Source organism: Staphylococcus simulans, from assembly GCF_002994445.1.
GTDB classification, from domain to species: Bacteria; Bacillota; Bacilli; order Staphylococcales; family Staphylococcaceae; genus Staphylococcus; species Staphylococcus simulans_B.
In genome coordinates this window covers 82,685-108,551 of record NZ_MRZJ01000002.1, presented here as the reverse complement: position 1 = coordinate 108,551, position 25,867 = coordinate 82,685, and the positions used below count along the sequence as shown (strand labels likewise).

Annotated in this window: 25 protein-coding genes and 1 pseudogene; 8 read left to right on the top strand and 18 right to left on the bottom strand. The window is 38.0% G+C overall.

The features are described 5' to 3' along the window. Window position 1: 1 nt before the first annotated feature. From C7N65_RS03845 to C7N65_RS03785, 13 genes are all read right to left on the bottom strand, one after another. Complete coding sequence (locus C7N65_RS03845) at window positions 2-460, bottom strand: bifunctional precorrin-2 dehydrogenase/sirohydrochlorin ferrochelatase (protein ID WP_105993157.1); 459 nt, start codon at window positions 458-460, stop codon at window positions 2-4. Further along, complete coding sequence (locus C7N65_RS03840) at window positions 461-1,177, bottom strand: sirohydrochlorin chelatase (protein ID WP_105993156.1); 717 nt, start codon at window positions 1,175-1,177, stop codon at window positions 461-463. A 186-nt stretch (window positions 1,178-1,363) separates the two neighbouring features. Continuing rightward, window positions 1,364-2,194, bottom strand: coding sequence for a formate/nitrite transporter family protein (locus C7N65_RS03835; protein WP_105993155.1), 831 nt, complete (start codon window positions 2,192-2,194; stop codon window positions 1,364-1,366). Between the two features lie 241 nt (window positions 2,195-2,435). Next, window positions 2,436-2,624, bottom strand: coding sequence for a hypothetical protein (locus C7N65_RS03830; protein ID WP_105993154.1), 189 nt, complete (start codon window positions 2,622-2,624; stop codon window positions 2,436-2,438). Window positions 2,625-2,713: 89 nt separating this feature from the next. Continuing rightward, window positions 2,714-3,256: an SRPBCC family protein gene (locus C7N65_RS03825; RefSeq protein ID WP_105993375.1), complete on the bottom strand. Its 543-nt coding sequence runs from the start codon at window positions 3,254-3,256 to the stop codon at window positions 2,714-2,716. A 102-nt stretch (window positions 3,257-3,358) separates the two neighbouring features. After that, the gene (locus tag C7N65_RS03820; protein ID WP_105993153.1) at window positions 3,359-3,844 is read right to left on the bottom strand and encodes a YceI family protein; all 486 of its coding nucleotides are present in this window, start codon (window positions 3,842-3,844) and stop codon (window positions 3,359-3,361) included. A gap of 170 nt (window positions 3,845-4,014) precedes the next feature. Beyond that, entirely contained in the window at window positions 4,015-4,923 is a 909-nt protein-coding gene (locus tag C7N65_RS03815) for a CobW family GTP-binding protein (protein WP_105993152.1), read from the bottom strand. A 39-nt stretch (window positions 4,924-4,962) separates the two neighbouring features. Continuing rightward, a complete protein-coding gene (locus C7N65_RS03810) occupies window positions 4,963-6,294 on the bottom strand; it encodes a nucleoside recognition domain-containing protein (protein ID WP_105993151.1) in 1,332 nt (443 codons plus the stop codon). Further along, window positions 6,288-7,406, bottom strand: coding sequence for an NAD(P)/FAD-dependent oxidoreductase (locus C7N65_RS03805; RefSeq protein ID WP_105993150.1), 1,119 nt, complete (start codon window positions 7,404-7,406; stop codon window positions 6,288-6,290). The genes C7N65_RS03810 and C7N65_RS03805 overlap by 7 nt, the downstream gene beginning before the upstream one ends. Window positions 7,407-7,583: 177 nt before the next feature. After that, window positions 7,584-8,186, bottom strand: a complete 603-nt coding sequence (locus tag C7N65_RS03800; protein ID WP_105993149.1) for a DsbA family protein — start codon at window positions 8,184-8,186, stop codon at window positions 7,584-7,586. Window positions 8,187-8,374: 188 nt separating this feature from the next. Next, the gene (locus C7N65_RS03795; protein WP_105993148.1) at window positions 8,375-9,106 is read right to left on the bottom strand and encodes an amino acid ABC transporter ATP-binding protein; all 732 of its coding nucleotides are present in this window, start codon (window positions 9,104-9,106) and stop codon (window positions 8,375-8,377) included. Next, entirely contained in the window at window positions 9,103-9,837 is a 735-nt protein-coding gene (locus C7N65_RS03790) for an amino acid ABC transporter permease (protein WP_105993147.1), read from the bottom strand. Before C7N65_RS03790 ends, C7N65_RS03795 begins: the two co-directional genes overlap by 4 nt. After that, window positions 9,821-10,600 carry an amino acid ABC transporter substrate-binding protein gene (locus C7N65_RS03785; protein WP_105993146.1) on the bottom strand — a complete coding sequence of 260 codons (780 nt, stop codon included), beginning with the start codon at window positions 10,598-10,600 and terminating at the stop codon, window positions 9,821-9,823. The genes C7N65_RS03790 and C7N65_RS03785 overlap by 17 nt, the downstream gene beginning before the upstream one ends. A gap of 227 nt (window positions 10,601-10,827) precedes the next feature. Here C7N65_RS03785 and C7N65_RS03780 point away from each other — a divergent pair, with 227 nt between their 5' ends. Further along, window positions 10,828-10,935 carry a putative metal homeostasis protein gene (locus C7N65_RS03780; RefSeq protein ID WP_105993145.1) on the top strand — a complete coding sequence of 36 codons (108 nt, stop codon included), beginning with the start codon at window positions 10,828-10,830 and terminating at the stop codon, window positions 10,933-10,935. Window positions 10,936-11,229: 294 nt separating this feature from the next. On the opposite strand, the gene C7N65_RS03775 is transcribed toward C7N65_RS03780, so the two are convergent. Next, window positions 11,230-11,916 carry a 2,3-diphosphoglycerate-dependent phosphoglycerate mutase gene (locus tag C7N65_RS03775; protein WP_105993144.1) on the bottom strand — a complete coding sequence of 229 codons (687 nt, stop codon included), beginning with the start codon at window positions 11,914-11,916 and terminating at the stop codon, window positions 11,230-11,232. A 283-nt stretch (window positions 11,917-12,199) separates the two neighbouring features. Between C7N65_RS03775 and C7N65_RS03770 the strand changes: the two genes are divergently transcribed. Continuing rightward, on the top strand, window positions 12,200-12,562 hold the full coding sequence (locus tag C7N65_RS03770) for a hypothetical protein (protein WP_105993143.1): 363 nt from the start codon (window positions 12,200-12,202) through the stop codon (window positions 12,560-12,562). Between the two features lie 69 nt (window positions 12,563-12,631). On the opposite strand, the gene C7N65_RS03765 is transcribed toward C7N65_RS03770, so the two are convergent. Next, window positions 12,632-13,546: a cation diffusion facilitator family transporter gene (locus C7N65_RS03765; RefSeq protein WP_105993142.1), complete on the bottom strand. Its 915-nt coding sequence runs from the start codon at window positions 13,544-13,546 to the stop codon at window positions 12,632-12,634. A gap of 196 nt (window positions 13,547-13,742) precedes the next feature. Beyond that, window positions 13,743-14,123, bottom strand: a complete 381-nt coding sequence (locus C7N65_RS03760; protein ID WP_105993141.1) for a GtrA family protein — start codon at window positions 14,121-14,123, stop codon at window positions 13,743-13,745. A 173-nt stretch (window positions 14,124-14,296) separates the two neighbouring features. Here C7N65_RS03760 and C7N65_RS03755 point away from each other — a divergent pair, with 173 nt between their 5' ends. The 3 genes from C7N65_RS03755 (at window position 14,297) to C7N65_RS03745 (ending at window position 17,853) form a co-directional block, all read left to right on the top strand. Then, a complete protein-coding gene (locus tag C7N65_RS03755; protein WP_105993140.1) occupies window positions 14,297-15,490 on the top strand; it encodes a multidrug effflux MFS transporter in 1,194 nt (397 codons plus the stop codon). A 123-nt stretch (window positions 15,491-15,613) separates the two neighbouring features. Continuing rightward, complete coding sequence (locus C7N65_RS03750) at window positions 15,614-16,228, top strand: C39 family peptidase (protein WP_105993139.1); 615 nt, start codon at window positions 15,614-15,616, stop codon at window positions 16,226-16,228. A 224-nt stretch (window positions 16,229-16,452) separates the two neighbouring features. Then, the gene (locus C7N65_RS03745; protein WP_105993138.1) at window positions 16,453-17,853 is read left to right on the top strand and encodes an amino acid permease; all 1,401 of its coding nucleotides are present in this window, start codon (window positions 16,453-16,455) and stop codon (window positions 17,851-17,853) included. 48 nt (window positions 17,854-17,901) lie between these two features. Here C7N65_RS03745 and C7N65_RS03740 read toward each other — a convergent pair. Next, window positions 17,902-19,732: pseudogene (locus C7N65_RS03740) on the bottom strand (APC family permease). A gap of 197 nt (window positions 19,733-19,929) precedes the next feature. Between C7N65_RS03740 and C7N65_RS03735 the strand changes: the two are divergent. After that, on the top strand, window positions 19,930-21,438 hold the full coding sequence (locus C7N65_RS03735) for a serine hydrolase domain-containing protein (RefSeq protein WP_105993137.1): 1,509 nt from the start codon (window positions 19,930-19,932) through the stop codon (window positions 21,436-21,438). Between the two features lie 105 nt (window positions 21,439-21,543). Here the strand turns inward: C7N65_RS03735 and C7N65_RS03730 are convergent, their stop codons facing one another. Next, complete coding sequence (locus C7N65_RS03730) at window positions 21,544-22,938, bottom strand: MFS transporter (protein WP_105993136.1); 1,395 nt, start codon at window positions 22,936-22,938, stop codon at window positions 21,544-21,546. Window positions 22,939-23,180: 242 nt separating this feature from the next. Here C7N65_RS03730 and C7N65_RS03725 point away from each other — a divergent pair, with 242 nt between their 5' ends. Both C7N65_RS03725 and C7N65_RS03720 read left to right on the top strand, forming a co-directional pair. Next, the gene (locus C7N65_RS03725) at window positions 23,181-24,950 is read left to right on the top strand and encodes a LytS/YhcK type 5TM receptor domain-containing protein (RefSeq protein ID WP_105993135.1); all 1,770 of its coding nucleotides are present in this window, start codon (window positions 23,181-23,183) and stop codon (window positions 24,948-24,950) included. Further along, complete coding sequence (locus tag C7N65_RS03720; protein WP_105993134.1) at window positions 24,947-25,714, top strand: response regulator transcription factor LytR; 768 nt, start codon at window positions 24,947-24,949, stop codon at window positions 25,712-25,714. The genes C7N65_RS03725 and C7N65_RS03720 overlap by 4 nt, the downstream gene beginning before the upstream one ends. Window positions 25,715-25,867 lie beyond the last annotated feature (153 nt).

Here is a 25,867-nt window from a genome sequence, read left to right as displayed (position 1 = left end):
CCTATTCCCTCCCGTATTCTTTATCTAAAAATTCCTGAATGGCTTGAGCTACTTTCTTCGCCTTTTTATAATCTCCGCCATTAGAGCGGACACTGATAGACAAGTCTTCAAAATCAAATTCTTTCATGTTGAAAAAGTCAGAGCGTTCTTTATCCCCGGTATGATTCACGAGTTGATTAGGTGTCGTGTCTTTTTTGATTTGATCATTGATTTCCGGTGAATCTGTCGCAATAATGACAACATCCGCATCGGCAATGTCTTCTTTATCGTAGTCTTTAGTAATGAGTTTCATATTAGGGTAAGACTCTTCAAAAAATTCTGGCAAAAAAGATTTAGAAATGACTGTTACATCTCCGCAATTCGCTTTAGCAAGTTGTTTAAACTTGCGATATCCTATTCTGCCGCCGCCTACAAGTACTGCATGCTTTTTAGATAAGTCTAGTTGTATAGGATAATACATTTAAACCGCCTCTTTCTGATTCAATCTATCAATTAACATCTCGTCTAACTCAGGTTCAAAATTCAACGCATCGGCAATTGTGATATCAGACTCCCCTTTAATAGCATTGATTTTCTTCTTAATTTTGTTTACTAAGAAGCCGTTATAGAAGAAAACAGGTATCACATAGAGCTGATCGTAATTGTCTTTCATTTGCGGTAATAAATCTTCATATTGTTTATTACCGTAAAACATCATAGTGTAAACCGGCAGTTCTGTCGTAATTTGTGCTGCTAACGTATCGATTTCATCGTCTGGTTCAGTCACAATCGGACTGCCGTGACCAATAAGTATAATAGCGGAGCCTGGTGTATGGGCATCTGGCCATGCTTCAATACGCTGATTGACCCATTTTGTCAGACTCGGATGATCGCAAAGGGGCTGACGAATTTCATACGTAATACTTGGAAACATCAACTGCATTTCATGCATCACTTTCGGCAAGTCTTGTAAATAATGTCTACCCGAAAACAGCAATAATGGAACAATCACAAATGATGTTTCGCCTTCCCACAAATGTTTGCGGATAATTTGAGGCAATGAAAGCTCATCGCTTTCGATAAATGCCACATCAAACGTACCGTCAATTTGACTTGCGACTCTATCTAACTCCTCCATCAATAATTGGTTTTGTTTACCGCGTCTCATTCCATGCATAACGACAATTGTTTGTGTCATATGCATTCCCCCCTTTATATGCATTGTACCTTAATTTTTACATTAATGTGAATGCATTCACAAAATTATAATAAAAATAGGGAATCCCCTTAGTTTAATCTTGAGGGGATTCCCTAACATAATGCAACTATTTATGTGTTTTGATTGTTCAAAATAATAATTTCTCGGTAAAAAACTGAAATCCGTTTATTTTTGTTCTTCAATATAACGATTACGTTTACCGTTAAAGAACGCAAAAAGCAAACCTATGAAAATACCGCCACCGATATAGTTTCCGATAAAGGCAAAGACAATATTTTTCAATACATCTAACCAAGCTAATGCGCCGATATTGTAAAACATCATACCAGAGAATAAGTTCGCATTGTATACAACGTGCTCATATCCCATAAACACGAAGACTACAACACCGCATGCCACAAAGAATGTTTTAGATAAACCGTCTTTGAATTGCATTGAAACATAAATACCGATGTTGATAAAGAAGTTTGCGAAGAGCCCTTTTACTAAAATACCTTCCCAAGTCCCTAATGTTGTTTTCTTTTCAACAATACCTGTCAAAGCTTTAATCATTTCCGGTGTCATTACATGCGTAAATTTCATTAGACCGAACAATACAAATCCGCCTGCAATATTACCGATAAAACAAAAGATAAATAACCAAATGATTTTACCGATAGGCACTGATTTATAATAAGCACCCGCTGTCATGTACATAAAATTACTTGTTAATAGTTCTGATTGTGTAAGTACGATTAACACTAAGGCTAAACTGAATGAAACCGCACCGATAAAGTTGATTGTCCCTTCATTCAAACCTGTATGTTGTGTTTTCATCGCAAGCATAAAGACTGCCACAATAGATAATAAGAAACCTGACATCATAGATTTAAAGAAATAACGCACTGGCGTTTTCTCTAACATGACGGCTTTCATTTGAGACGAGCCGACTACTGCGTCCATCGTTTGGCGTGAAGCGTATGTATCTTCTAGTGTTTTAAGATTTTTCATGCCCATAGACTTACTTTCCTCCAATTCACTCATTGAGATACATCTAGTATATTATTAAAATAAGTCTATGCCTACCCTTATTTTGAATTTTTCCCTATACAATTTATTAATAATGTGTTGATATATGTTAATCGAATTAAAGTTATCTTAATGATAAATTTAGTTAGAATTAAAGAGCGTACAAAACATTAAACAAAAAAAGCACCGGAACAGCATGTGCACTGTCCCGGCAGTATTCATTGACCTATTAAGCATTTTTTTGTGCTTTACGTTTAACCATCCATTTCAATCCAGCTGAGAAGATACCGCAACCTGCTACGGTACGCAAGAACCATCTCAATGCACTATTAGAGATACATTTTGATGGAAAGACTGCAGATGGAATCAATGTACTTAATACGTAAAGAATTACGACTTTGACATAACGTTCGTTCATGCTTTTCACCTCTTTTAGATTACATAGTCAGTGTAGCACTTTTAAGCCCTGATAAATATGTCAAAAGCCGTAAATCAGGGAATCCCCCACTACCTTTTCAGCAATTCCTCTAACTGATCCAGCGTACTTTCCATGCCTTGTTCAACACCCATTTCCATTAATTGTTTGGCCGCTTCTTCTGAAGGCATTACAGAAACAGACTTCACTTCTGTCGTCGAACTGCCTTTAGATGTAAGATACAGTTCCACGCGCATTCCATTCATATCAGTGTTGATATTGCCTTTTTCATCCGCAAAATAGTCATGATAGATGATTTTATGCGGTGCTTCAATTTCATCATATTGCTGAACGGTGTAGCTTTCTGCGTCAGGCATTTGAATTTTAAAGAAATTCTTTCCGCCTGGTTTCGGATTAAATTCATATACTTTTAATGATCCGCCTTTAGGAAAGAACCATTGTTCAAATTTTTCTTTCATCGTATAGGCATTGAATACATTTTGAATACTTGCTTCAAATGTACGTGTACCGATGATTTGATTACCTGTCTCGTTACTGTCATGATTTATGACTCCTTTGTCTGTTAAAGTGGATACTTCTATTATGTATCTATTCCCAGTCGATTTGCCAATCATTCCCAAAATAAAAGTAAAACATTAAAAAACTGGAATACAGCCCTTGCTGCATTCCAGTGTATCTATAATTAATTAGTCTTCAACGATAAATTCTACGTCTGCTTAGAATTTAACATCTTTACCGATTAATACGCCGCCTGTTTCTAATTTTTGGTTAAAGCTCATGCCGTATTTTTCACGGTCAATTTTGCCTGATACTGTGAAACCAGCTACGTTTGTATCGTTTAATGGGTTTTTGCTTACGCCGTCGTATTCAACATCGAAAGTTTCTTCGTGTGTTTCACCTTTGATTGTTAAATCACCAGTTACTTTGCTTTCAGAAGCTTCTTTGATTACGAATTTGATTTCCGGATGTTCATCTGCACTGAAGAAATCGTTTGTACGTAAGTGGTTATCTCTGTCTTCTTGGTTAGTATTGATTGATTTTACATCAATTACAGCTTCACCTTTAAGTGAACTGAAGTCATTTAAGTCACCTGATAATTCAACGTTGAATGAATCGAATCCGCCTTTCACTTTAGAAACCATTAAGTGTTTCACTTGGAATCCGATAGAAGAATGTGCTGCATCAAAAGTAAATTTAGTCATAAAACAAACCTCCAATTTTTATTTGTATACTTAGTATACCACATATATTTTATATATCAAGTGTTTAGGTTCATTTCTTTGGTCCATTTTTAAAATACCCGTTTCATTTCTATTTATACGTGACAAAAGTATGAAAAAACACGCTATCGGATTAGATAGCGTGCACAGCGTTAAAAGCTGGGTGTTTCTATTTGATTTAAATCACTGCCGATGACCACTAAATAACGGTCTACCAGATTTTCTAACTGTATCGGTTCTATTTCTAATTGTCCTGCCGCATATTGAACTAAGTGCACATCAGGATGTTCAGCCAACTGTACAAATCCTTTTACACGATACGTCGATTGCGGCAACGTTTCAAACCATCTTACTAAATCTTCTAATTCCACCGTATGAACACATTCAAAATAACGATGGCCGATACCTTGATGATGCGGTGTATGTTTACAAGCATCCGCATCCTTTTGTGTCGGTACAATAGAAGCGGCTTGATGTGAAAATAATGTTTGAGAATCTAATTGTCCATAAGTACCTACTGAAATTTCAGCACTGTCATTCAAGATATTCAAATCAGACAATATCTCTGCAATTTGATCCGGTTCGCATAAGTCGATTTTATTCACCCATAAATGCGAACAATACGTCAATTGATCATAATACAGTTTCTGCATGTCTCCTGGATAGTTGTTAATGCGATGATACAGCGATGCATCCACCACACCGATAACACTTGCTATGTTAGAAATCGGTGCCAATACAGGTGTTAAACATGCGTCAATCACAGATTGTGTTTCTGCAACACCGCTGCATTCTACGAACACAACATCTGGCTGATATTGCAAATAAAGCTGATGCAGCTGTTTAGAAACGTCTGCCTTCATCGCACAGCAGATACATCCATCTATCATCTCATCCATCGGCACAGATCGATCAACTAAATAGCTGTCGACACTTGCTTGCCCAAAATCATTCATGATGACTGCCGGCTGCATAGATTGATTTAAAGCCTTTTTGATCAAGTGATTCAACGTCGTTGTTTTACCGCCGCCTAAAAAGCCTCCAATAATAATAATATCCATCACTACGCCTCTTTCTTATCAAAGATTATAGTACTAGTTTTATATTAAGACACCTGCGAGCAACGCAATTACTAAAGTCAAACCGATTGATGTGGCCATTTGTCTGCCGATAAGGGCACCGCTCTTTTTCAGTCCTAAATGTTTTGCCATCATAGATACTGTGACCATACATGATGAGAATGTTGAACTGAAGAAGACTAATACAAGCAAACTTGCAGGTGTTAATGACTGCAAGACAGCCCCATTGCCGAAATTAAACAGCAGCATGCCGTCTTTACGAATCATTGAGAATAAAATACCTGGTGCCATACTATCTGGAATATGAAGCAGATAAAGCAATGGTGTAAAGACCAAAGCAATGATTTTCAGAATCGGTGTCAGTGATAACAAGCTGACAACAATACAAATACCGATAAAGATAGGTAAAGCTTGGAGTAAGAACATTTCAATCGTACCCCAGATTTGTTGTAACAAGGGTTTTAGTTTCGGCCATTGCAGTTTATTGCGGTAAATTGGAGGCGTAACATGAAATTGAGTCTTGTTGCGATACCATAATTTATTATGGATAATGCCTCCGATAAATACTAACAGCAGATACGGTACAAACAACCATGAATGTTGTGCTGCACTGAAAATCGATAACGTTGCACCGATTTGATAACTGCATGATGAGCCGAAACTAATAATACTCATACAATTTTCTTTTGTACATGCACTGCATTGACTGTTGGCTTGTGTAATCGCAGCCGCGTTACAACCGAAGCCTTCAAGTACCGGAATAATATCTTGACCGTCTAAGCCTACCTTGCGCATCGTCGGTTCAATCGACCATACAACAAATTGTTTGAGCTGTGTTTGATCAATGACTGCCGTTGAAATCCCTATCATCACTACAACCGGCAAGGCCCAAACGAGCGAATAAATACCAAGCGATAATACACCGTAATCTCCATAAAGGACTTGGTCAATCCAATGAATAGAAGTATGGGCACGATGCATCATCATTTCAATCCAAAATGATACATAATTGCTTTGAAGCCAATCTGAGAAGTGATAGGCCAAAAAGATCGGCAGCGCAAACATTAAGAAAATAATCAGCCAGCCTAAAAGTGTATCGTGAAACTTAGGCTGGTGCTGACGGCTTTCTTCTACGTAAGCTTTTAATTTTCTTATATCTGATTGTGTCGTTTTTGAATCAGATGTCACAGCGTGATACGGTGAAGCGTTGACTTGCTGCTTTAGAATAAACTGGCGCAGCAAAAATTGCTGCGCAGTTGTTAATTTGTTGAAACCTGTTAATTTCAATGCATGCTGTGTGTCATGAATCGAAGTATACTGACCTGTTGCTAAATTGAATTTAACTTCTAGCATGAGCAGTCCACTTCGCAACAGCTGTAATCATCAAGGTACATTTTGTTATCCTTGTACACTTCTACCGCTTCTTCATTGATTTCTAATGCTTCGCGTTCTAAAACTGTTGCGGCTAATACTGCAAAGCGTGCACGGAATTTATAGATATAGCATAAAATTGCATCCGCATGACGTACTGTCGGTCCAATCATGAACACATTCGGGTAACGTGTAGATTCATCATCTTCTGTAAGTTCGATTTCACCATCATGTGTACTGAAGAGCTGTTGGACTAGAGGATTCGTTGTCGCATCAAATCCAGTCGCAAGAATCGGTTCGTTTTTAGATGTGGCTTGTTTGCCATTGTTGAAATGCACGACATACTTTTTGTCCATATCAGAATAAGTGACTTTAGATGCTGTGTAGCCAACATTCAATTCGATTTCTGCGCCGTTTTCAACGACTTTGCGCAGACGCTGCTGCGTATAAGGAGATAATCGGATACTTGGATCTGCATGTTTATCATCTAAGCCTGTTGAGTGCGTGTAGATTTTAACTTGTTTACCTTGTTCTGCCATACAAATTGCAGCATCAAACGCACTTTCATTACCGCCGATAATGACATATTCGTCACCCGGCATTTGAGTAAAGTCTTCTACGTCGCTGTAGTGCTGACCATATTTGAAAGGCTTGCGCGCAAATGAGAAGTCCCCTGTTGCGATAAAGACATACTCGCTCGTAATCAATCCTTGGTCTGTATTGATTTCATAATGTCCATCCACAAAGTCGATTTTCTCTACTGCTGTATCTTCTTGTACAGGCAATTCGTAGTGCTGTGCGACTGTTTGTAAATAATCCGCATATGTTGCGCCTGAAACATGTTCTTCATTAAAGGTATAAGCTGGAGATGTTTCAGTAGAGACCGCATTGATATCCGGCATTCCGAATCCATTCGTCGTAAATGAAGGTGTAATCGTTCTTGTAGATTTCGGCCAATTTAAGAAGGATTGTCCAACCTTGCCTTTATCAATGATTGTCATATCATTATCATCTAAGCCGATTTGTTGGAACGCAATGGCCATTCCAATCCCTGCTGCTCCCGCTCCTATAATTGCCACACGATAATGTTGCATAGCTTATTACTTCCTTTCTTTATTTCTCTCAATCTATATTTGTAAATCGTAATTGTTACGTTTTGTACCAAGGTATTTTATCACTTACCTACATCAAACACAAGAAGCATGCAACGTTGAAACATGAAAAAAGACTGTGCTGCTACGTTTATCACGCAGTGCACAGTCTGTTGCTTGTTATTTTTCATCTAACAATGTTTTATAGTCTTTTATATGGTACGGATCTTTTACCACTTTGCCGTCGATATAAACGACAGGTACCGTATCTATCTTTTTCTCTTTTGCAAATTTCTGGTCTTGTATTGCGGCTTTATATGACTTGCTGTCTTTCGTTTTATAATCTTTTTTAATCTTTGCTTTTGTTTCATCTGATACATCTAATTCATCAATCAAACCGTCTAGCAGCTTTTCATTGATCCATGGCTTTTTATGATCTTTTGTATCTGGCTGCTGATTAAAGATTTTATGCTGGAACGCAAGATATTGTTTCGGTGCATAGATTTGTACCGCATGTCCTGCACGAGAACCGATAATAGAGTCTTTGCCTAAAAATGCAAGATTGACCATTTGATACTCTGCTTTACCTTTATCAATATATTCTTTTTGCAGCTCGGGCATGATTTGATCATCTACCTTCTTGCAATAAGGGCACTTATAATCCGCAAATTCTATGATTTTAATTTTGCTGCCTTTGCCTTCTAATTCAGGATCTTTTTGAGAACATCCTTGTACAATTACAGCTAATAAGATGATACTGGCAAGTATGAACCATTTTTTCATTGATATACGCCTCGATTCATGAGTTTAATAGTTGATGATGTGAATCGAATCCTTACTTTCTTTTATAATCACTTCATTTTGTACTCTCAAGCTACATCATACACGCTAACATACTGTGTTGCCAATAGTTGATGAACAAAAGCATAAAAAAGCCTTCGATTATCTGCTAACCGAAGACTTTATATTAATTATTGTTCTTGAATCACATTTAAAAATCTCTGCAACTCAGGTGTTTTAGGATGGTTGAAAAGCTCTGAAGGCTTACCAGCTTCACCAATCACACCTTCATTAATAAAGACTGTCTTATCTGATACTTCTTTCGCAAAACGCATTTCATGCGTCACGATGACCATCGTCATTCCCTCTTTTGCGAGTTCTTTAATTACACGCAATACTTCAACGACTAGTTCTGGATCAAGTGCAGAAGTCGGCTCATCAAAAAGCATCACTTTAGGATTCATAGCTAAAGCTCTCGCAATTGCAACACGCTGTTGCTGACCGCCGGATAAAGCACCAGGGTGCTGATCCTTAACGTGTGTTAATCCTACTTTTTCAAGCAGATGTTCCGCTCGTTTTCTTGCTTCGCCTTTTGATAATTTCTTTACAACTATAAGACCTTCCATCACATTTTCGATTGCTGTCTTATGCGGGAATAAATTATAGTTTTGGAATACCATTCCTGATTGTTTGCGCACACGAATTTGCGACTTCTTATCATTATTCGTATACGTTTCGCCGTTGACATAGACTTGACCTTCTGTCGGCAGCTCTAAAGCATTCATCATACGAAGCAATGTCGTCTTGCCTGAACCAGAACGTCCGATTAATGTAACGACTTCGCCTTCCGCTACATTAAGGTCGACACCTTTGATGACTTCTTTGTCACCGAATGACTTTTTCACATTCTTTAATTCAATCATGAACGATACCCTCTTTCTAAGTAAGCTTCATAGTATGACTGAATCACTGAAATGATAAAGCATACAACCCAGTACATTAAGGCAACAAGAATATAAATTGTTAAATATTCATATGTTGTCGATGCTACTTCTTGGGCTTTTCTGAACATCTCAGCAACAAGGATAAAGCCAAGCAACGATGTATCTTTCAGCAAGCTTAAGAATGTGTTTCCTAAAGCAGGTACTGACACTCTGATAGCTTGAGGCAAAATAATACGTTTGATTGTTTGGCTGTAATTCATTCCAATGGAATAAGCTGCTTCAGTCTGTCCTTTTGGAATAGATAAAATACCGCCTCGGATAATTTCAGAAGCATAGGCACCGACATTTAATGAAAGTCCTATGATTGCGGCAATTGCGGACGGTAATGTCCACTGGGTATCGGGATTATTCGTTACCAATCTGCCGAGTTCGGGCAAACCATAGAAGATAATGAATAATTGTACGATCATCGGTGTACCTCGGATAATTGAAACATATACACGTGCAATACCGCGCAATACTTTGCTGGTTGATATGCGCATTAAAGCTGTAAATAGTGCTATCAGCAAACCTAATACAAAAGTGACGAGTGTAATAGGAATGGAATACTTGACCAAACCTTCTAACATCGGCAAGAATGCTTGTTTCGCAGCATCAAATGCGTGCTGCTGCTGATCGTTTAATAGAATCGCATTAAGGTTTAGAAACATCTTGACCAAACCATTTCTTACCGATTTTTTCTAATTCGCCGTTTTTCTCTAATTTTTCTAATGCTTTGTTTACATCTTTGATTGTTTTATCATCTGTTTTCTTAGAGAAAGTGAACGCAGATTGACTTTTCTCTGCATTGCCTTCAATCACTTTGATTTTCGCATTAGGTTTTTGTTTTTTATAGTCTAAGTATGACAAGTTATCATTGAATGTACCGTCGGCACGGTTAGACTGAATCAAGTCCATTGCTTGGTTGAAGCCGTCTACTTTAACAAGTTCAGCACCTTTTTTCTTAGCTAATTCGCCAAAGTTAGATGTGAATGTTTGTGCCATTTTTTTGCCTTTAACATCGTCGAAACTTTTAATGTCAGTATTCTTTTCGCCGACTACCAACACACCTTTAGAGTAAGTATAAGGTTTAGAGAATTTATATTTTTTCTCTCTGTCTTTGTTAATACCTACTTGGTTCGCAATGACATCAAAACGTCCTGAATCTAATCCAGCAAACATTGAATCCCATTGTGTTTCTTTGAATTTGACTTTGTAACCCATTTCTTTCGCAACTGCTTTAGTTACATCGATATCATAACCCGTCAATTTGCCTTGTTTATCATGGAAAGTGAATGGAGCATATGTACCTTCTGTTCCAACTACTAGAGTTTTATCATCTTTGCTTGATGATTTTTTATCACTGCCATTGCCGCAAGCAGCCAAAGCAACAGCAACTACAATTGTTAATAACGCCAATAATATTCTCTTCATATCGTTTCTCCTTTTATCCTTATTGTTCTAATCGGATTAATCTATATTTTAAGCTACCCAGCCCTTTCCGTCAATACTATTTGCTCACCTCTTCACTACTCTATATATCCAAAATCTTCACAATTATGTCACTAATTACCCTTATTTATTTTCTAAATCGTAATCATTCCTATTTACAAATCATCCTTAATCATGCATAATAGTATTTACGATTGGAGGCGAAATCAATGAAACAAGATTTAGCAACAGCAAGACGTAATTTAAGTAGCCCTAATATCAAAACACGCAAACGTGCGTTAAAGATTATCAAGGCAAACAAACGCAATAACAAATAATAGATTCACATATACTTTGCAAATGATCCTTAAACATTAATTTTCACAATCCTTTATGTCCTATGTGTGCTCTAGTCAGCATCTCTGCAGCTAGATATAAACAGTATTTCAAAACATTCCCTAAAACTTTTAATCCTAGACTTTCATGAGTCTGAATCTTTTAAAACGCTATTGGTCATTTGCAAAATTAAATTGCCTGAGTCCGCTCTAGATAGAGATGACTCAGGCCTTTTTTTATAAAAAAGACAATGATACTAAATCAAGCATCATTGCCTTTTGATTGTTCTGTTTCTATTATAAATATTTTTTAGATACAAAGTTCAAGTTATCATCTAATTCATAGATAAGCGGTGAACCTGTTTTAATTTCATAGCCTACGATATCTTCATCAGATACGCCTTCAATGTGTTTGATTAAAGCACGTAATGAGTTGCCGTGAGCTGAAACTAACACAGTTTTGCCTTTTAATAATTCTGGTGCGATTGCATCGTCCCAATAAGGAATTACACGTGCTAAAGTATCTTTTAAACTTTCTGAAGTCGGTACAACACGTGAATCCAAGTCGCTGTATTTGCGGTCTGCTAAATCAGCTTTACGTTGTTCTGGAGTTGCTTCTGGAGGTGCAATGTCATAAGAACGACGCCAAATATGCACTTGTTCTTCACCGAATTCTTGACGTGCAGCGTCTTTGTTTAAACCTTGCAAGCCGCCGTAATGGCGTTCATTTAATCTCCAAGTTTTGTGAACAGGGATAAATAATTGGTTTGAACGTTCTAATAAGAAGTAAGTTGTTTTAATCGCACGTTCCAATACAGATGTAAAAGCCACATCGATTTGAATTCCTTCTTCTTTCAAGCGATCACCTGAAGTCGTTGCTTCTTCTCTACCTTGGTCAGATAAATCAACATCTGTCCATCCGGTAAATAAATTTTCTGCGTTCCATACACTTTGACCATGTCGGCATAATATTAATTGAGGCATAGTTATCCTTCCTTTCTTCTAAGAAAAGCGCTCAATTTGAATACATCACTTTTCATATAATATTCTATCACTTTTCCATTGTGATACTCACTTTTTTTCACTCAAATTTCAAAAATACAAAATTGACACATTTTGAAATACAGTGTCATCAAGTTGTTATATTTCATTTCATTAGTAAAAAAGTTGTGAACTCAGTGTAACCTGCTTAATTTCAATCAATGATACAGTAGGTCTTGTAAATTTTTAATGCATTCGTGAACAAGTAGTCTAGGAGGATATTTTTATGAAGAAATTATTATTATCATCATTTGCTGCTTTTTCAATCGCTACAGCAGCAACTGCCGGTGTGCAAGCTGATACAAATACAGCACAAGCAGCCGAACAAACAAGTACACAATCTGTACATGACCGCTTCATCGCTGCAGGCGGCACAGAAGCAATGTGGGAAAACATTGTTATGCCTGAATCGAGCGGTAACCCAGACGCTGTCAATGAGTTAGGCTACAGAGGTCTAGGTCAAACTAAAGAATACTGGGGTACAGGCACAGTGGAAGAACAAACTAAAGGCATGATCCAATATGCAGAAGAGCGTTACGGTTCTATCGACAACGCAATTCAATTCAGAATGGCAAATAATTGGTGGTAAAATTTACCCTTATACCACATAAACAAAACCCTTAAGTCCGATACTTAAGGGTTTTAATTATGTGTTCAATTAAGAATGGTTGTAATCTTTATTATGCACTTCATGATGTCCCTCTGCTTCTGGATGATACGGTTCTGGATGGACATAAACAGAAGAGACACCTTGTTCATGCATATATGTTTCCACACGATCGCAGATTTCATGTGCTTCTTGAAGCGTCAAATCTGGTTCAACCACAATTGTGACATCCACAAAGATACTGCTGCCGTGATAACGGCCTTTGATGCTTTTAACAGCTAAAACATCAGACACTTCTAAAACATCTTGGCGATATGTTTCTAAATCCCTTTCATTAAAGCCGTCGCTCAATGTAAAGATAGCTTCTCTGAAGATTGAAAAACCTGTATAAACAATTAAGAAGCCGAGAATAATCGCTAAAATAATATCGACTATCGGCATGCCGAATTGTGTAAAAATCAAACCGACACCCGTACCTAAACTGACAATACTGTCTGACATATTATCGACTGCTGAAGAATGGAGCGAACGGCTTTTTGTTTGTTTCGCGAGTCTGAAGTTGTACAATGCGACTGCCGACATAATCGCACCACTGATTAAACTGATAATAATTGTGACTGGATTCGGTGTATGATAATCATTTAAAAAGAGTCTTGGGAAATCTTGAATAATGACTTGTACCCCGACAAACATAATAATGAATGAAACAAGCAATGAAGCAATATTCTCAGACTTTAAATGACCATACGGATGATTTTTATCCGGCGGTTTGATAGATATTTTCAAACCGACAATCACCGCAATGGATACGAGAATATCTGTCATATTGTTCAACGCATCTGCACGTACAGCAGCAGAATGATAGATTGTACCTACAATATATTTAGCAACCGATAAAACAATGTAAGTTACTAAACTTAAATAAGCGCCCTTTTGTGCACGCTTCAAATTCAGACTTTGCGACATTGGATGTCCCACCTTTTTGTATAATTCATTTTAAGTATGCGGCATTTCATAGCGGGTTTCAATTTTTTCATTTTTAATTATTTTTTTATTTCTTGGGCTAAATTAATAGTTAGCCTCCCCTAATTTAAGAGCACATCCTTCCCTTTGAAAAATAAAAAAGCGAGATGCGCTGTTTTATACACATCTCACTGGATCTTTAGTCTCTTAAAATATATTTAGAGAGTACAAACGTAACAGGTATTGTAATGATCAGACCGGCAAATGGCGCAATGACTGATGAGATGTGAAACCATTGTACAAAGATATACAACAGCACCGTCTGCATCCCCATATTTACCACTTGTGTAAGCGGAAACTGAATAAACTTCTTCCATGTCGGTTTGACTTTATAAACAAAGTAACAGTTCAAGTAATACGAAATCACAAAACTGACAATAAACCCTGTAATATGACTGACAAGGTAATTGATACCTATTAATTTAAGCAGTAATAAATAGACGATGTAATAGTTCAATGTATTAATGCCGCCTACAATAATAAACTTGATAATTTCAAAATGCGTTTGCGTTAATTTCATCTCTCGTGCACCGTCGCTTTTCTTAATAATATCTCTATTGCTTCGTTATTATAACACTTACAAAATTAAATTTTCACTTATTTCGAAAACGTCTCAGACAATCAAAAAATTTGCGTTACATTTTTGTCGATAACTACTATAATGAAATGAGATTGAAGAATAGGAGAAGAAATATGATTAAAACTGAACAATCACGACTGCCCTTGATTATGATTATCGTCTTAGGGGCTATGACCGCATTTGGTCCAATGTTAGTAGATATGTACAACCCTGCTTTGCCGCAAGTGAGAGATGATTTTGATGTATCCACATCAACTTCGCAGCTTACATTGTCATTTGTCATGATTGGTATGGCACTTGGACAATTTGTCTTTGGGCCATTATCAGATGTATACGGACGCAAAAAGACTGTGCTTTCGATACTGATCGGTATCGCAGTTGTTTCTGTCGCATGTGTCTTTGTATCATCCATCAATGTATTTTTAGTACTGCGTTTCTTCCAAGGTCTGCTGGGCGGCGGTGCGATTGTAATCGCCAGAGCTACTGTCAGCGACCGATACGAAGGTGCCAGTTTAACGCAGATTCTAGCCACTTTATTAGTTGTTAACGGTATCATTACGATTATTGCGCCGCTTATCGGCGGTTATACACTTGCTTTTACTTCTTGGAAAATGATTTTCATGGCATTAACAATTATTTCCTTGGTAATATTCGCAGTCGCACTGGTTAAAATGGAAGAAACCCATTCAGTTGCCCATGCGCGCTTGAATTTCTCAGAAATATTCAAAGACTTCGGACATTTATTAAGCAAACCGAAATTTGTGATTCCTATGTTAATGCAAGGTTTCACATATGTTATGCTGTTTAGTTTCGCAGCTGCATCACCGTTCATCACACAAAAAATCTATAACATGTCGCCGCAAGCTTTCGGCTGGATGTATGCCTTTATCGGTATCGGATTGATTGTAATGAGTCAGGTGACTGCTTTCTTAGTCAAATTTATTGAGCGTGAAAAATTGCTGCATATTTTAACAGGTATTCAAATCTTCGGTGTGCTTTTAGTTGTTTTTGCGACAGGTTTCCACTTGCCGTTACCTATATTAATCGCATCCTTCTTTATTATGGTATGGCCGGTTACAGGTATCGGACCGCTCGGCTTCTCATTAGCAATAGAAGAACGCTCAGGCGGCAGCGGAAATGCATCCAGCCTGCTTGGTTTATTCCAATTTATCTTAGGCGGAATTGTTGCACCGCTTGTCGGTATCCAAGGCGGACAAAGTGTTGGACCGTTTATATGGATTATCATCATCACAAGTATATTAGTAATTATTTTAAATATCTGGTTACGCCAGTTGATCAAATCATAAGCATGATGAGAGCGAGAATTCTGTCTCGCTCTTTTTTTATACGCATTAAGTCAAAGTAATATACCTGAACCGCTGCAACTTCTATAATAATAGTAATAAGTCATAATGTTTGGAGAAATCATAATGCAGAAAAAATTATTAAACGTCAAACCAAAGAGTCAATTATCCCCTATCCCGATGGTTATGGGATGTGAAGGCACAGCCGCTTCCATGCTTTTAGATTATAACCATATCTTTGTCCATCCGATTTCATTAATGAAACGCTGGCCGACGCATCCAAGCAATCCGAATAAAGGCTATGTCGGTCATTTCTTGATGATTAAACCAGGTGCGCATCAAACCATTTTTCCTAATGCGTTTGTCCCTTATTTAAAATTATACGATACACGAATTCAAGATGGTACTGGCAAATCACTGACAGAACTTGAAGCGATTATCGATCAAGGGCAGCCTGTGTTGATTTATCACACTGTACTAGGACAAAAACCGCAGCGCCGCACCTTTAAAGTAGATGGCGGACGTAAAGAATGGGTATCGAACATTCATATTACACTGCTCATCGGTTATGATTCTGCACATTATTATTATATTGATCCGCTATGGGCACAATTCGGACGCAAACTCTATGTACCGGCACTGATTCCATCCAAACATCAAATCATCAAAATACCTAAAGATAAAATGCGTCAAAGTTATGATTCAGCCGGCAGATTATGTATTTATCACGGTAAATTTTAATACTACATTTAATTTGTATAATGTAATAATCACTCAAATTACCTATTACCCTATTTATATGAGCATTAACAAAATTGTTTGATTCATTTAAATTATATTCTTTATTAAAGTTTCTTATAGTTATACATTAACAATTGCAATGTCCTAAAATTTTCTTTATCATAAGTAACATCATTTAACGTCAACCCCTTTGTCACATATAAATCTGAAAGGGTGTCAAAACTTTGGGACAGAAATTACAAAAAGACCTCAGCAATAGACATATACAATTAATAGCTATTGGCGGGGCAATTGGCACAGGTCTCTTTTTAGGATCTGGCCAAACAATTAAATTAACAGGTCCGAGTATCTTTATCGCTTATATCATCATTGGTATGTTTTTATTTGCGTTTATGCGCGGACTTGGAGAACTTTTACTCAGCAATACACGATTCAACTCATTTGTAGATATTGCCAATGAATACCTAGGTCCGTTCGGCGGCTTTGTGATCGGCTGGACTTACTGGTTCTGTTGGATAGCTTCAAGCATGTCTGATTTGACAGCAATTGGCCAATACATAGCCTTTTGGCTGCCGCAGCTGCCGAACTGGATATCTGTACTCTTTGTAGTATTGGTATTGATTTCATTTAATATGTTGGGTGCGAAATTATTCGGAGAGCTGGAATTCTGGTTTGCGTTGATTAAAATTATCACAATTATCGCACTGATTGTGGTGGGACTTGTCTTAATCTTTATGTCAGCGAAAACAGAACATGGACACGCAGGATTCTCAAACCTAGTCGCACATGGCGGACTCTTCCCTCATGGTGCGTTCGGATTCCTAATGGCTTTCCAAATGGCGATTTATTCATTTATCGGTATTGAGCTGATCGGCGTTACTGCTGGTGAAACAAAAGACCGTGAAAAAACTATTCCGAAAGCGATTAATAATGTACCTGTACGTATTTTATTATTCTATGTCGGTTCATTGATTATCATTACGTCTGTAGTACCTTGGAATACATTAAGCGAAAACTCAAGTCCATTCGTAAAAGTATTCGGATTAATCGGGATTCCATTTGCGGCCAGCTTAGTCAACTTTGTGGTTATTACTGCAGCGGCATCCGCAACGAACAGCGGTATTTACTCTAACAGCCGCATTCTATTCGGTTTAGCGGAACAGGGATTAGGACCAAAAGCCTTAGGCAAAGTCAATAGTCATGGTGTACCGCATATCTCAATGTTAATATCATCATTCTTATTATTGTTTGCGGCTTTATTAAACTATATTTTCCCGAACGCAGTACAGCTGTTCATCTATGTCACAACACTTTCAACCGTGCTGTATTTATTTGTTTGGACGCTGATCATCATTTCATATATCATTTATGCCTTTAAGAATAAGAAGGAACATAAAAACAATGACTTTAAATTGCCAGGCGGACCTTATGCAGGTATGGTCGTACTCGCATTCTTTATCTTCGCATATATCTTATTATTATTTACAGAAGAGACAAGAAACGCGTTGTTCGTCTCACCGATTTGGTTTATTATCGTCATTATTTTCTATCAAAAATATAAAAACAATGCACATGCCAATGTTGCTAAAATACGCGGCGAAAAACAATCGAGCGCGGATGAATAAGTGTATGAAAAAGCCAGAGACAAAAGCGTCTCTGGTTTTTTGTTAAATCTATTTAGTTAATTTCAATGGAATCATCGCTAAGATACAGTTCTTTTGATAGAACAATGTCCAACGCAATAATACACCGGTTTGGTTATGAAGCAAGTTCTGCCAAGTTTTGTTAGTGATAAATTGCGGCACGATAACAGTGATAACAAAGTGGTCATTCTCTGCTTTACTGCGGATTTTATCAATAAAGCGCGCTAACGGTTTAACTACACTGCGGTACTCTGAATGCAGCATGACTAAACGAATATCCGGATAACGTTGTTCCCATTTGGCCTGCATGGCTTTATCTTGCTCTTGGTTAAATGAAACATGCACCGCAATAATATGATCAGATGTCATTTGTGCATAAGCAATCGATTTATCTACGATTGAAGATACAGAACTGACTGGAATCAAAGCTAAGTTTTTATCCACATGTTCTAATTCATTAAAGAAGTGCACCGTACTTAATTGATCAGCAATATCGCGATAGTGCATACGAATGCGCAATAATCCGACCACTACTAAAGGCAAGAAGATCAATATCGGCCATACTTGCGCAAATTTCGTGATTAAGAAAATCATAAAGACTAATAACGTAATCGTACCTCCGATGGCGTTTGCGGATAATTTGAACAACCAGCCTTTCGGACGTGTTTTCACCCATTTAACTACCATACCGTATTGTGCAAGTGTAAACGGAATAAATACCCCCGTCGCATATAATGGGATTAAACTTTCAGTCTGTCCTTTAAAGACGATGATTAAAATAATCGCAATACTGCCTAAAATAATCATCGAATTAGAATAACCTAGACGGTCACCGCGTACAGTGAACATATGCGGCATGTATTTATCTTGTGCCATATTCGCCGCAAGCATTGGAAATGCGGTAAAGCCGGTATTGGCAGCTAAGATTAAAATCAACACAGTTGTTGCTTGGATAAAGTAAAAGGCCGCATTTTGTCCAAGTACATGCATTGCAAGTTGCGATAATACAGTGGTTTGCACTTTCGGTACAATACCATACCAATAAGATAAGCCGACGATGCCGACCAACATCAAGGCTAAAATAGTGCCCATCGCAATCAATGTTTTCACCGCATTTTTCGGTGCAGGTGATTTGAAACTCATTACCGCATTAGAAATCGCTTCGATACCTGTTAATGATGAAGCCCCTGATGAAAATGCACGTAGCAATAAAAAGACTGTGACACCTGAAACCATAGTGCCTGCTTGTGCATGGATATGCGGTGCTGCTTGACCGGTTGCTACTTTAAAAGTACCGATACCGATGACTATTATCATACCGAAGATAAATAAGTAGACCGGGTAAGCCAATACTGCCGCTGAATCTGTAAGTCCTCGCAAATTCAAAATTAATATTACTGCTACAAGCAGACAAGCAATGAGTACTTTATGATGATATAAAACAGGAAAGGCTGCGATAAAAGCATCAGCCCCTGAAGAAATACTAACCGCTACGGTTAAAGTGTAATCTACAAGCAATGCACCGCCTGCTAATAAAGACAGCTTTTCACCCAGATTATGTTTCGTTACAGTATAAGCCCCGCCTCCCGCGCGGATATGCATAAATGATTTGTCTGTATGACAAGACCAAAGCTATCAACAAGACGAGTATACCTAGCGTAATCGGCAATGTGTACCATGACGCGGCTAAACTCAATGCAGTCAATGTCAATAAGATTTGTTCCGGACCATAAGCAACAGATGATAAAGCATCAGAAGATAAAATCGCTAATGCTTTAACCTTGCTGATTTTTTCGCTGGATAACTCTCTGTTACGTTTAGGTTCTCCGATTAACAATTGTTTTAATTGTTTGATTCTCATGTGCCAAGACCTCTAAACTCACTAAAATTTATTACTCGAATGAACAGAATATACTCCTCTTTTAATGAAAAGTATAGTCTCAACACTCAAAAATCATAGAATTATCATATTTCGCAACACCTGATGTGAAATTTGTTCCATAATAAAGCAGAAAAGACGTGCTATAATAATAAAAAAATCGACTGGAGTCCTGTCATGTGAAAATTAAACCTGCATCCTTATATTCTCTGCTGCTTATTGTTCTGACCTTGATGTTCTTATTTGCCAGCTATCGTGTTGTGCTGCACTACACACACGATTCAACAAAACAAGCATTGCACCATTCGCTGCATCAATCTGTCGATCAGCGGATTGAAAAAGTGATGAAAGCCGATCATATCCCAGGCATGAGTGCCGCATTGGTACATCATCAGCACGTTATATTAAACAAAGGTTACGGTGAGGCAGATATTTCTAAGAAAATCAAAGCAGATGCCGATACTCGTTATGAAATTGCTTCAAATACAAAAGCCTTTACTGGCTTAGCTGTTTTAGAGTTGGCGAAACAAGGCAAACTCAAATTGGATGCGCCTGTATCTGACTATATTCCTTGGCTGCACTTTACATATCAAGGACAAAAGAAAGCTGTTACTTTAAAGATGCTGCTGGCACAAACAAGCGGGATTGATGACCAGTTGTCAGATGACCAAGAAGGCGAAGTGCCAAAGTCACGTGATAATTTAACCGGACGTGTCAAAAGTTTGAATCATGCTGAATTGCAAAGTGCCCCGGGTGAAACGTTCAACTACGCAAACAACAATTATAATATTTTAGGCTTAGTTATAGAAAAAGCAACCGGTCAATCTTACGAAGACTACATGCATCAGCACTTTTTAACACCGCTTCATATGCAGCACTCCTTCTTTAAAACAGATAAAGATAAAGGGACTGTTGCACAAGGCTATGTTTATGAAGACCACCAAAACAAAGCAGATAATCCGCCCTACTTTAAAGGCGATACACCAGCTGCGTATCTAATCAGCAGTACGAATGATTTATTACCGTTTGTCCAAATGAATCTGCAGCCTTCAAAAGCAAATGCTGATATTATTGCACAATCACATAAAGCTTTCACGGATGTACCTGATCAATCACCAAAACAAGGTTATGGTGCAGGCTGGTTTATAGATAATACGCAGCATCAAGTACTGCATCCTGGTACACTGCCTAACTATTCATCCATGATTGTCCTGGATACAAAAGATAAGAATGCGGTGATTCTGCTGGCGAATTTGAATGCACCGCATCTGCCTGAGTTAGCAGAAAACTTAATCTATCAGATTGAACATTATAAAAACATCTCTGCTTTCAACCATACTTTGTATCATCATGCTGAGTGGCTGAGTGCTGGATTATTATTAATATTGGTATTATTTGCAGTATCCAGCGTTATCTTTATCCAACGTATGCATCAACAGCTTGTCAAAAGACCATTTGGTCCATGGTTGAAAAAATGGATGCTGATAATAATTCTGATAATCGCAGCTGCTGTGGTCTATGAAATATGGCAGTTACCATCAATGATTGCACCGCACACCCAATGGCAAGAAGCACTCGACAGCTTCCCTGCTGTATTAATTGCGGTCATGATGTTTGGCAATCTTGCTTTGACTACAGGCTTAATCTGTCTGATTCAATTGTTGTATTTCAAACCAAAAGCAAAATAAAAACGCAGTACCGAATGGATAAGTTTCCCTCATAAACCTATCTAACGGTACTGCGCTTTTTTAATTTTCGTTATTGCTTTTTGCGTGGAACGTTTAATCTTCTTGTTAGTAAGTATCTCCCGTTGATTTCGGAACTAAAATCCACACTGTGATACAAGCAATAATGCCGAGCAAGATATTAAACCCGATTCCTGCCATAGCACCTACTTGCAAGTTCACACTATGAGAAACTACTGTGTAAATCGTACCTGAGATGGCGATACCAAAGGCATTACCTAATGATGATGCCATTTTGTATATACCTGATGCTGCACCTACTTTATTGTCAGGTGCTGTAGACACTGCTGTGTCTGTAGATGGTGTCGCATACATACCTAAACCAAGACCGAATAATAGATAGCCGATAACACTTGATACAACATAAATGCCCGTCGGCAAGAATGTTAAAGCAATCAGCAGCATACCTAATGCGTTTAATAAGGCCCCAAACATCATCGGTCGTTTCGCACCGAGTTTCTGCATGATTTTCTCCCCAACACGAATCATCAGCAATACGGTAACTAAGTACGTAATACTCATCATTCCTGATTGGTTAGAAGTAAAGCCTAAGCCTTGTTGGAAATACGTATTTGCGACAATCAATGTTCCTGCCACCGCATTAAGTGCGAAGTTTGAAATCACCGCACCAGAATAAGCTTTGTGTTTAAATAATCTAAAGTCGATTAATGGGTTATGTAGTTTTTGTTCATAAATTACAAAGAATATCACTGCAATAATAAACACAACTGCTAAGCTTAAAATAATCGGTGATAAGAACCCGAAGTTAGATGTTTGTGTAATAATCACGTTTAAACTTAACATCATAATCGCTAATACAATTAAACCGACAACGTCTAGTTTATGTTTTTGCACATCACTATCCGCTGAAGCTTTTGTTTCAGGTGTGTGGCGTATTAAAATCATTGCCAGCAATGCGGCAATAATTGAAATAATGAAAATCCAGCGCCAACCTACGAATGTTGACATCAATCCGCCAAAGTAAGAACAGATACCTGAACCACCCCATGATCCGATTGACCAGTAACTTAATGCTCTTTGTCTGTCTTTGCCTTGATAATATTCATTAACAATGGCTAAAGTAGCAGGCATAATACATGCTGCAGAAAAGCCTTGAATAATACGGCCGAGAATCAGTAAAGCTGAAAAATCGGATACAATGATTAACAGTGAACCCACAACACTGAGTGTTAATCCGATATATGTCATCTTTACGCGCCCTACTTTATCTGCAATACTTCCGGCACCCACAACAAATAAACCGGAGAATAATGCAGTCAAGCTGACCGCAGTATTAATGATTCCTGCATTCGTATTAAAGGATTCTTGAAGTGTCGGCACAATGTTCAATACTGACTGTGCAAACAGCCAGAATGTGATAACACCAAGAATAATACCTAACAACAATCTGTTGTCGCCCTTGAAAGCTCTTGTTGCTGTCATATTAAATTCCTCCTATACCCCTGCAAAAAAATGAAAAAAATAGAGACTTGGCTTATGCTACAATAGCAATATAAACCAAATCTATCATTTTCAATATATGAAATATCTTACACCAAATTTGACTCAAATTCTATAATTACATATCGTTCAAGATATTTATATGTGTTATTTTACATCGATAGTATAAATGATTATTATTTTTTAGTTGTTATCACAAAATTCAATCAATACAGGTGATTCTATTGTTAAACTTATTTATGCTTCTGCTGGAACGCGTCGGATTGATTATTGTCCTTGCATATATCTTGATGAACTTCAATTACTTCAAACAACTGATGCATCAGCGGGAAACTTGGCGTGCCAAGTGGCAATTAACACTGATGTTCGTCATCTTTGCACTGTTATCCAATGTGACCGGTGTCGTTATCAGAGACTCTCAAATATTATCCGGACAGCTGTACACACATTTAGCTCCTGATACTTCTCTTGCTAATACACGTGTGTTGACCATCGGTGTTTCCGGATTAGTCGGCGGACCTTTTGTCGCACTGATTGTAGGTACTATTTCAGGTATTTACCGTTTTTATATCGGCGGTGCCAATGCATTTACTTATTTTATTTCTTCCTTATTAATCGCATTGGTCTCAGGCTACGTCGGCCGCTATTATTTAAAAGTACGCCGATATCCTCCTATCTTAATAGGTATAGCAATCGGTGCGACTTTAGAAGTCATTCAAATGGCATGTATCTTAATCTTCTCAGAACAAACAGCACATGCTTGGTCGCTTGTCAGCTTTATTGCGATTCCGATGATTTTAATCAACAGTATCGGAACTGCCATCTTCTTATCAATTATCATTACGACTATCAAACAAGAAGAACAAATGCGCGGTGTACAAACGCATGAGGTTTTACAAATTGCCAATGAGACTTTACCTTATTTCAGGGAGGGACTGACTGAGTCTTCGGCTTTCAAAGCAGCACAGATCATTAAAGACTTGATGCAAGTGTCTGCCGTAGCGATTACTAACCGACAAGATATTTTAGCGCATGTCGGTGCCGCAAGTGATCATCATGTACCGCAAAAAGAGATTCTGACGGATTTATCTAAAGCAGTTATTCAAAGCGGGCAAATTAAAGAAGCTCATTCCAAAGCAGAAATCGGCTGTCACCATCCGAATTGTCCGTTAGAAGCAGCAATCGTTATTCCGCTGCATATTCAAAATAAAGTTGTCGGTACTTTAAAACTCTATTTTACCGATGCACACAGACTGACCTTCGTGGAAAAGCAGCTTGCGACCGGACTTGCGAATATCTTTTCAAGCCAGCTTGAATTAGGACAAGCTGAAACACAAAGCAAGCTATTGAAAGACGCAGAAATCAAATCGTTGCAAGCACAAGTCAATCCGCATTTCTTCTTTAATGCGATCAATACTATTTCTGCTTTAGTGCGTATCGATAGTGAAAAGGCACGTAAATTATTATTGCAGCTCAGCCAATTCTTCCGTTCTAATTTGCAAGGCGCACGCAATAATACCATTACTCTAGACAAAGAACTCCAACAAGTTGAAGCCTATCTTTCCTTAGAACAAGCACGCTTCCCTGACCGCTTCACTATTGATTTCGACATCAATCCATCTGCACATAATGCTTTATTACCGCCTTTCATCATTCAAGTATTAGTTGAAAATGCGATCCGCCATGCATTCAAAAACCGGCGTGCAGATAACATAGTACAAGTCACCGTACAACCTGTTGCTCAGCAACTTTATGTAGAAGTCAAAGACAATGGTTCAGGTATTCCTGAAGATAAACTGCCTTATATCGGCAAAGGCATCGTACACTCTGAATCCGGAGGCACAGGCAGTGCGTTAGAAAACTTAAACTTGCGGTTATCAGGTCTTTACGGCCCAGCATCTTTACTCAAGATTCAATCCAACAATCAAGGAACAACTGTCAGCTGTTATATTCCTTATCATTTTGATCATGACCAAGGAGGTGCGCTGCAATGAAAACACTCATCGTCGATGATGAACCTTTAGCGCGTAATGAACTCAACTATCTGCTCACACAAAATGGGCAGTTTGAAAAAATAGAAGAAGCAGAAACTATATCAGAAACACTAGAAAAAATGCTTTATGATACCTATGATGTCATCTTCTTAGATATTAATCTGATGAATGAAAGCGGACTGGATTTAGCTGAAAAAATCAAAAAGATGCAGCAGCCGCCGCATATCATCTTTGCGACAGCACATGACAATTTTGCGGTCAGAGCCTTTGAACTCAATGCGACTGACTATATTCTCAAACCATTCGAACAAGCAAGAATCGATGCGGCAGTAGCACGTGTTGCTGCACAAATTCAGCCTAAATCAACAGAACGAACAGATACACCAGCATTCCAGCAGCAAGACACTACCTCAGAAATACAGTCGAACAAAGCACCAAGTGTCTTGCCGATTGAAGTGGATGAACGTATTTATGTATTGAATCAAAAGGATATCATTGCATTAAGTGTTGAGGCAGGCAAGACAACCTTGCACACTACTGAACAAGACTTTGTAACCAGCGAACCTATGAATAATTTCGCAAAACGCTTGGATTCGCATCAATTTATCAGAATCCACCGCGCTACCATTATTAACAAAGCACATATTCAAACCATTGAACATTGGTTTAACTATACGTATCAAGTAACTTTAACCCATCAGCTGAAAGTACAAGTCAGCCGTTCTTATATGAAGGCTTTCAAACAAGCAATCGGGTTAGACTGATAGATTTGTGACTATCTGTTCACTTCACGCTTTTGTGGAAGTGAACAGATTTTTTTGTTATTCGCCTTTTATTTTCTGCATTTCACACTTTGATGTGTGCAGATCATCCAAAACGATTGAATCTCAACTCGAGATTAATGCATCTCGCATTCC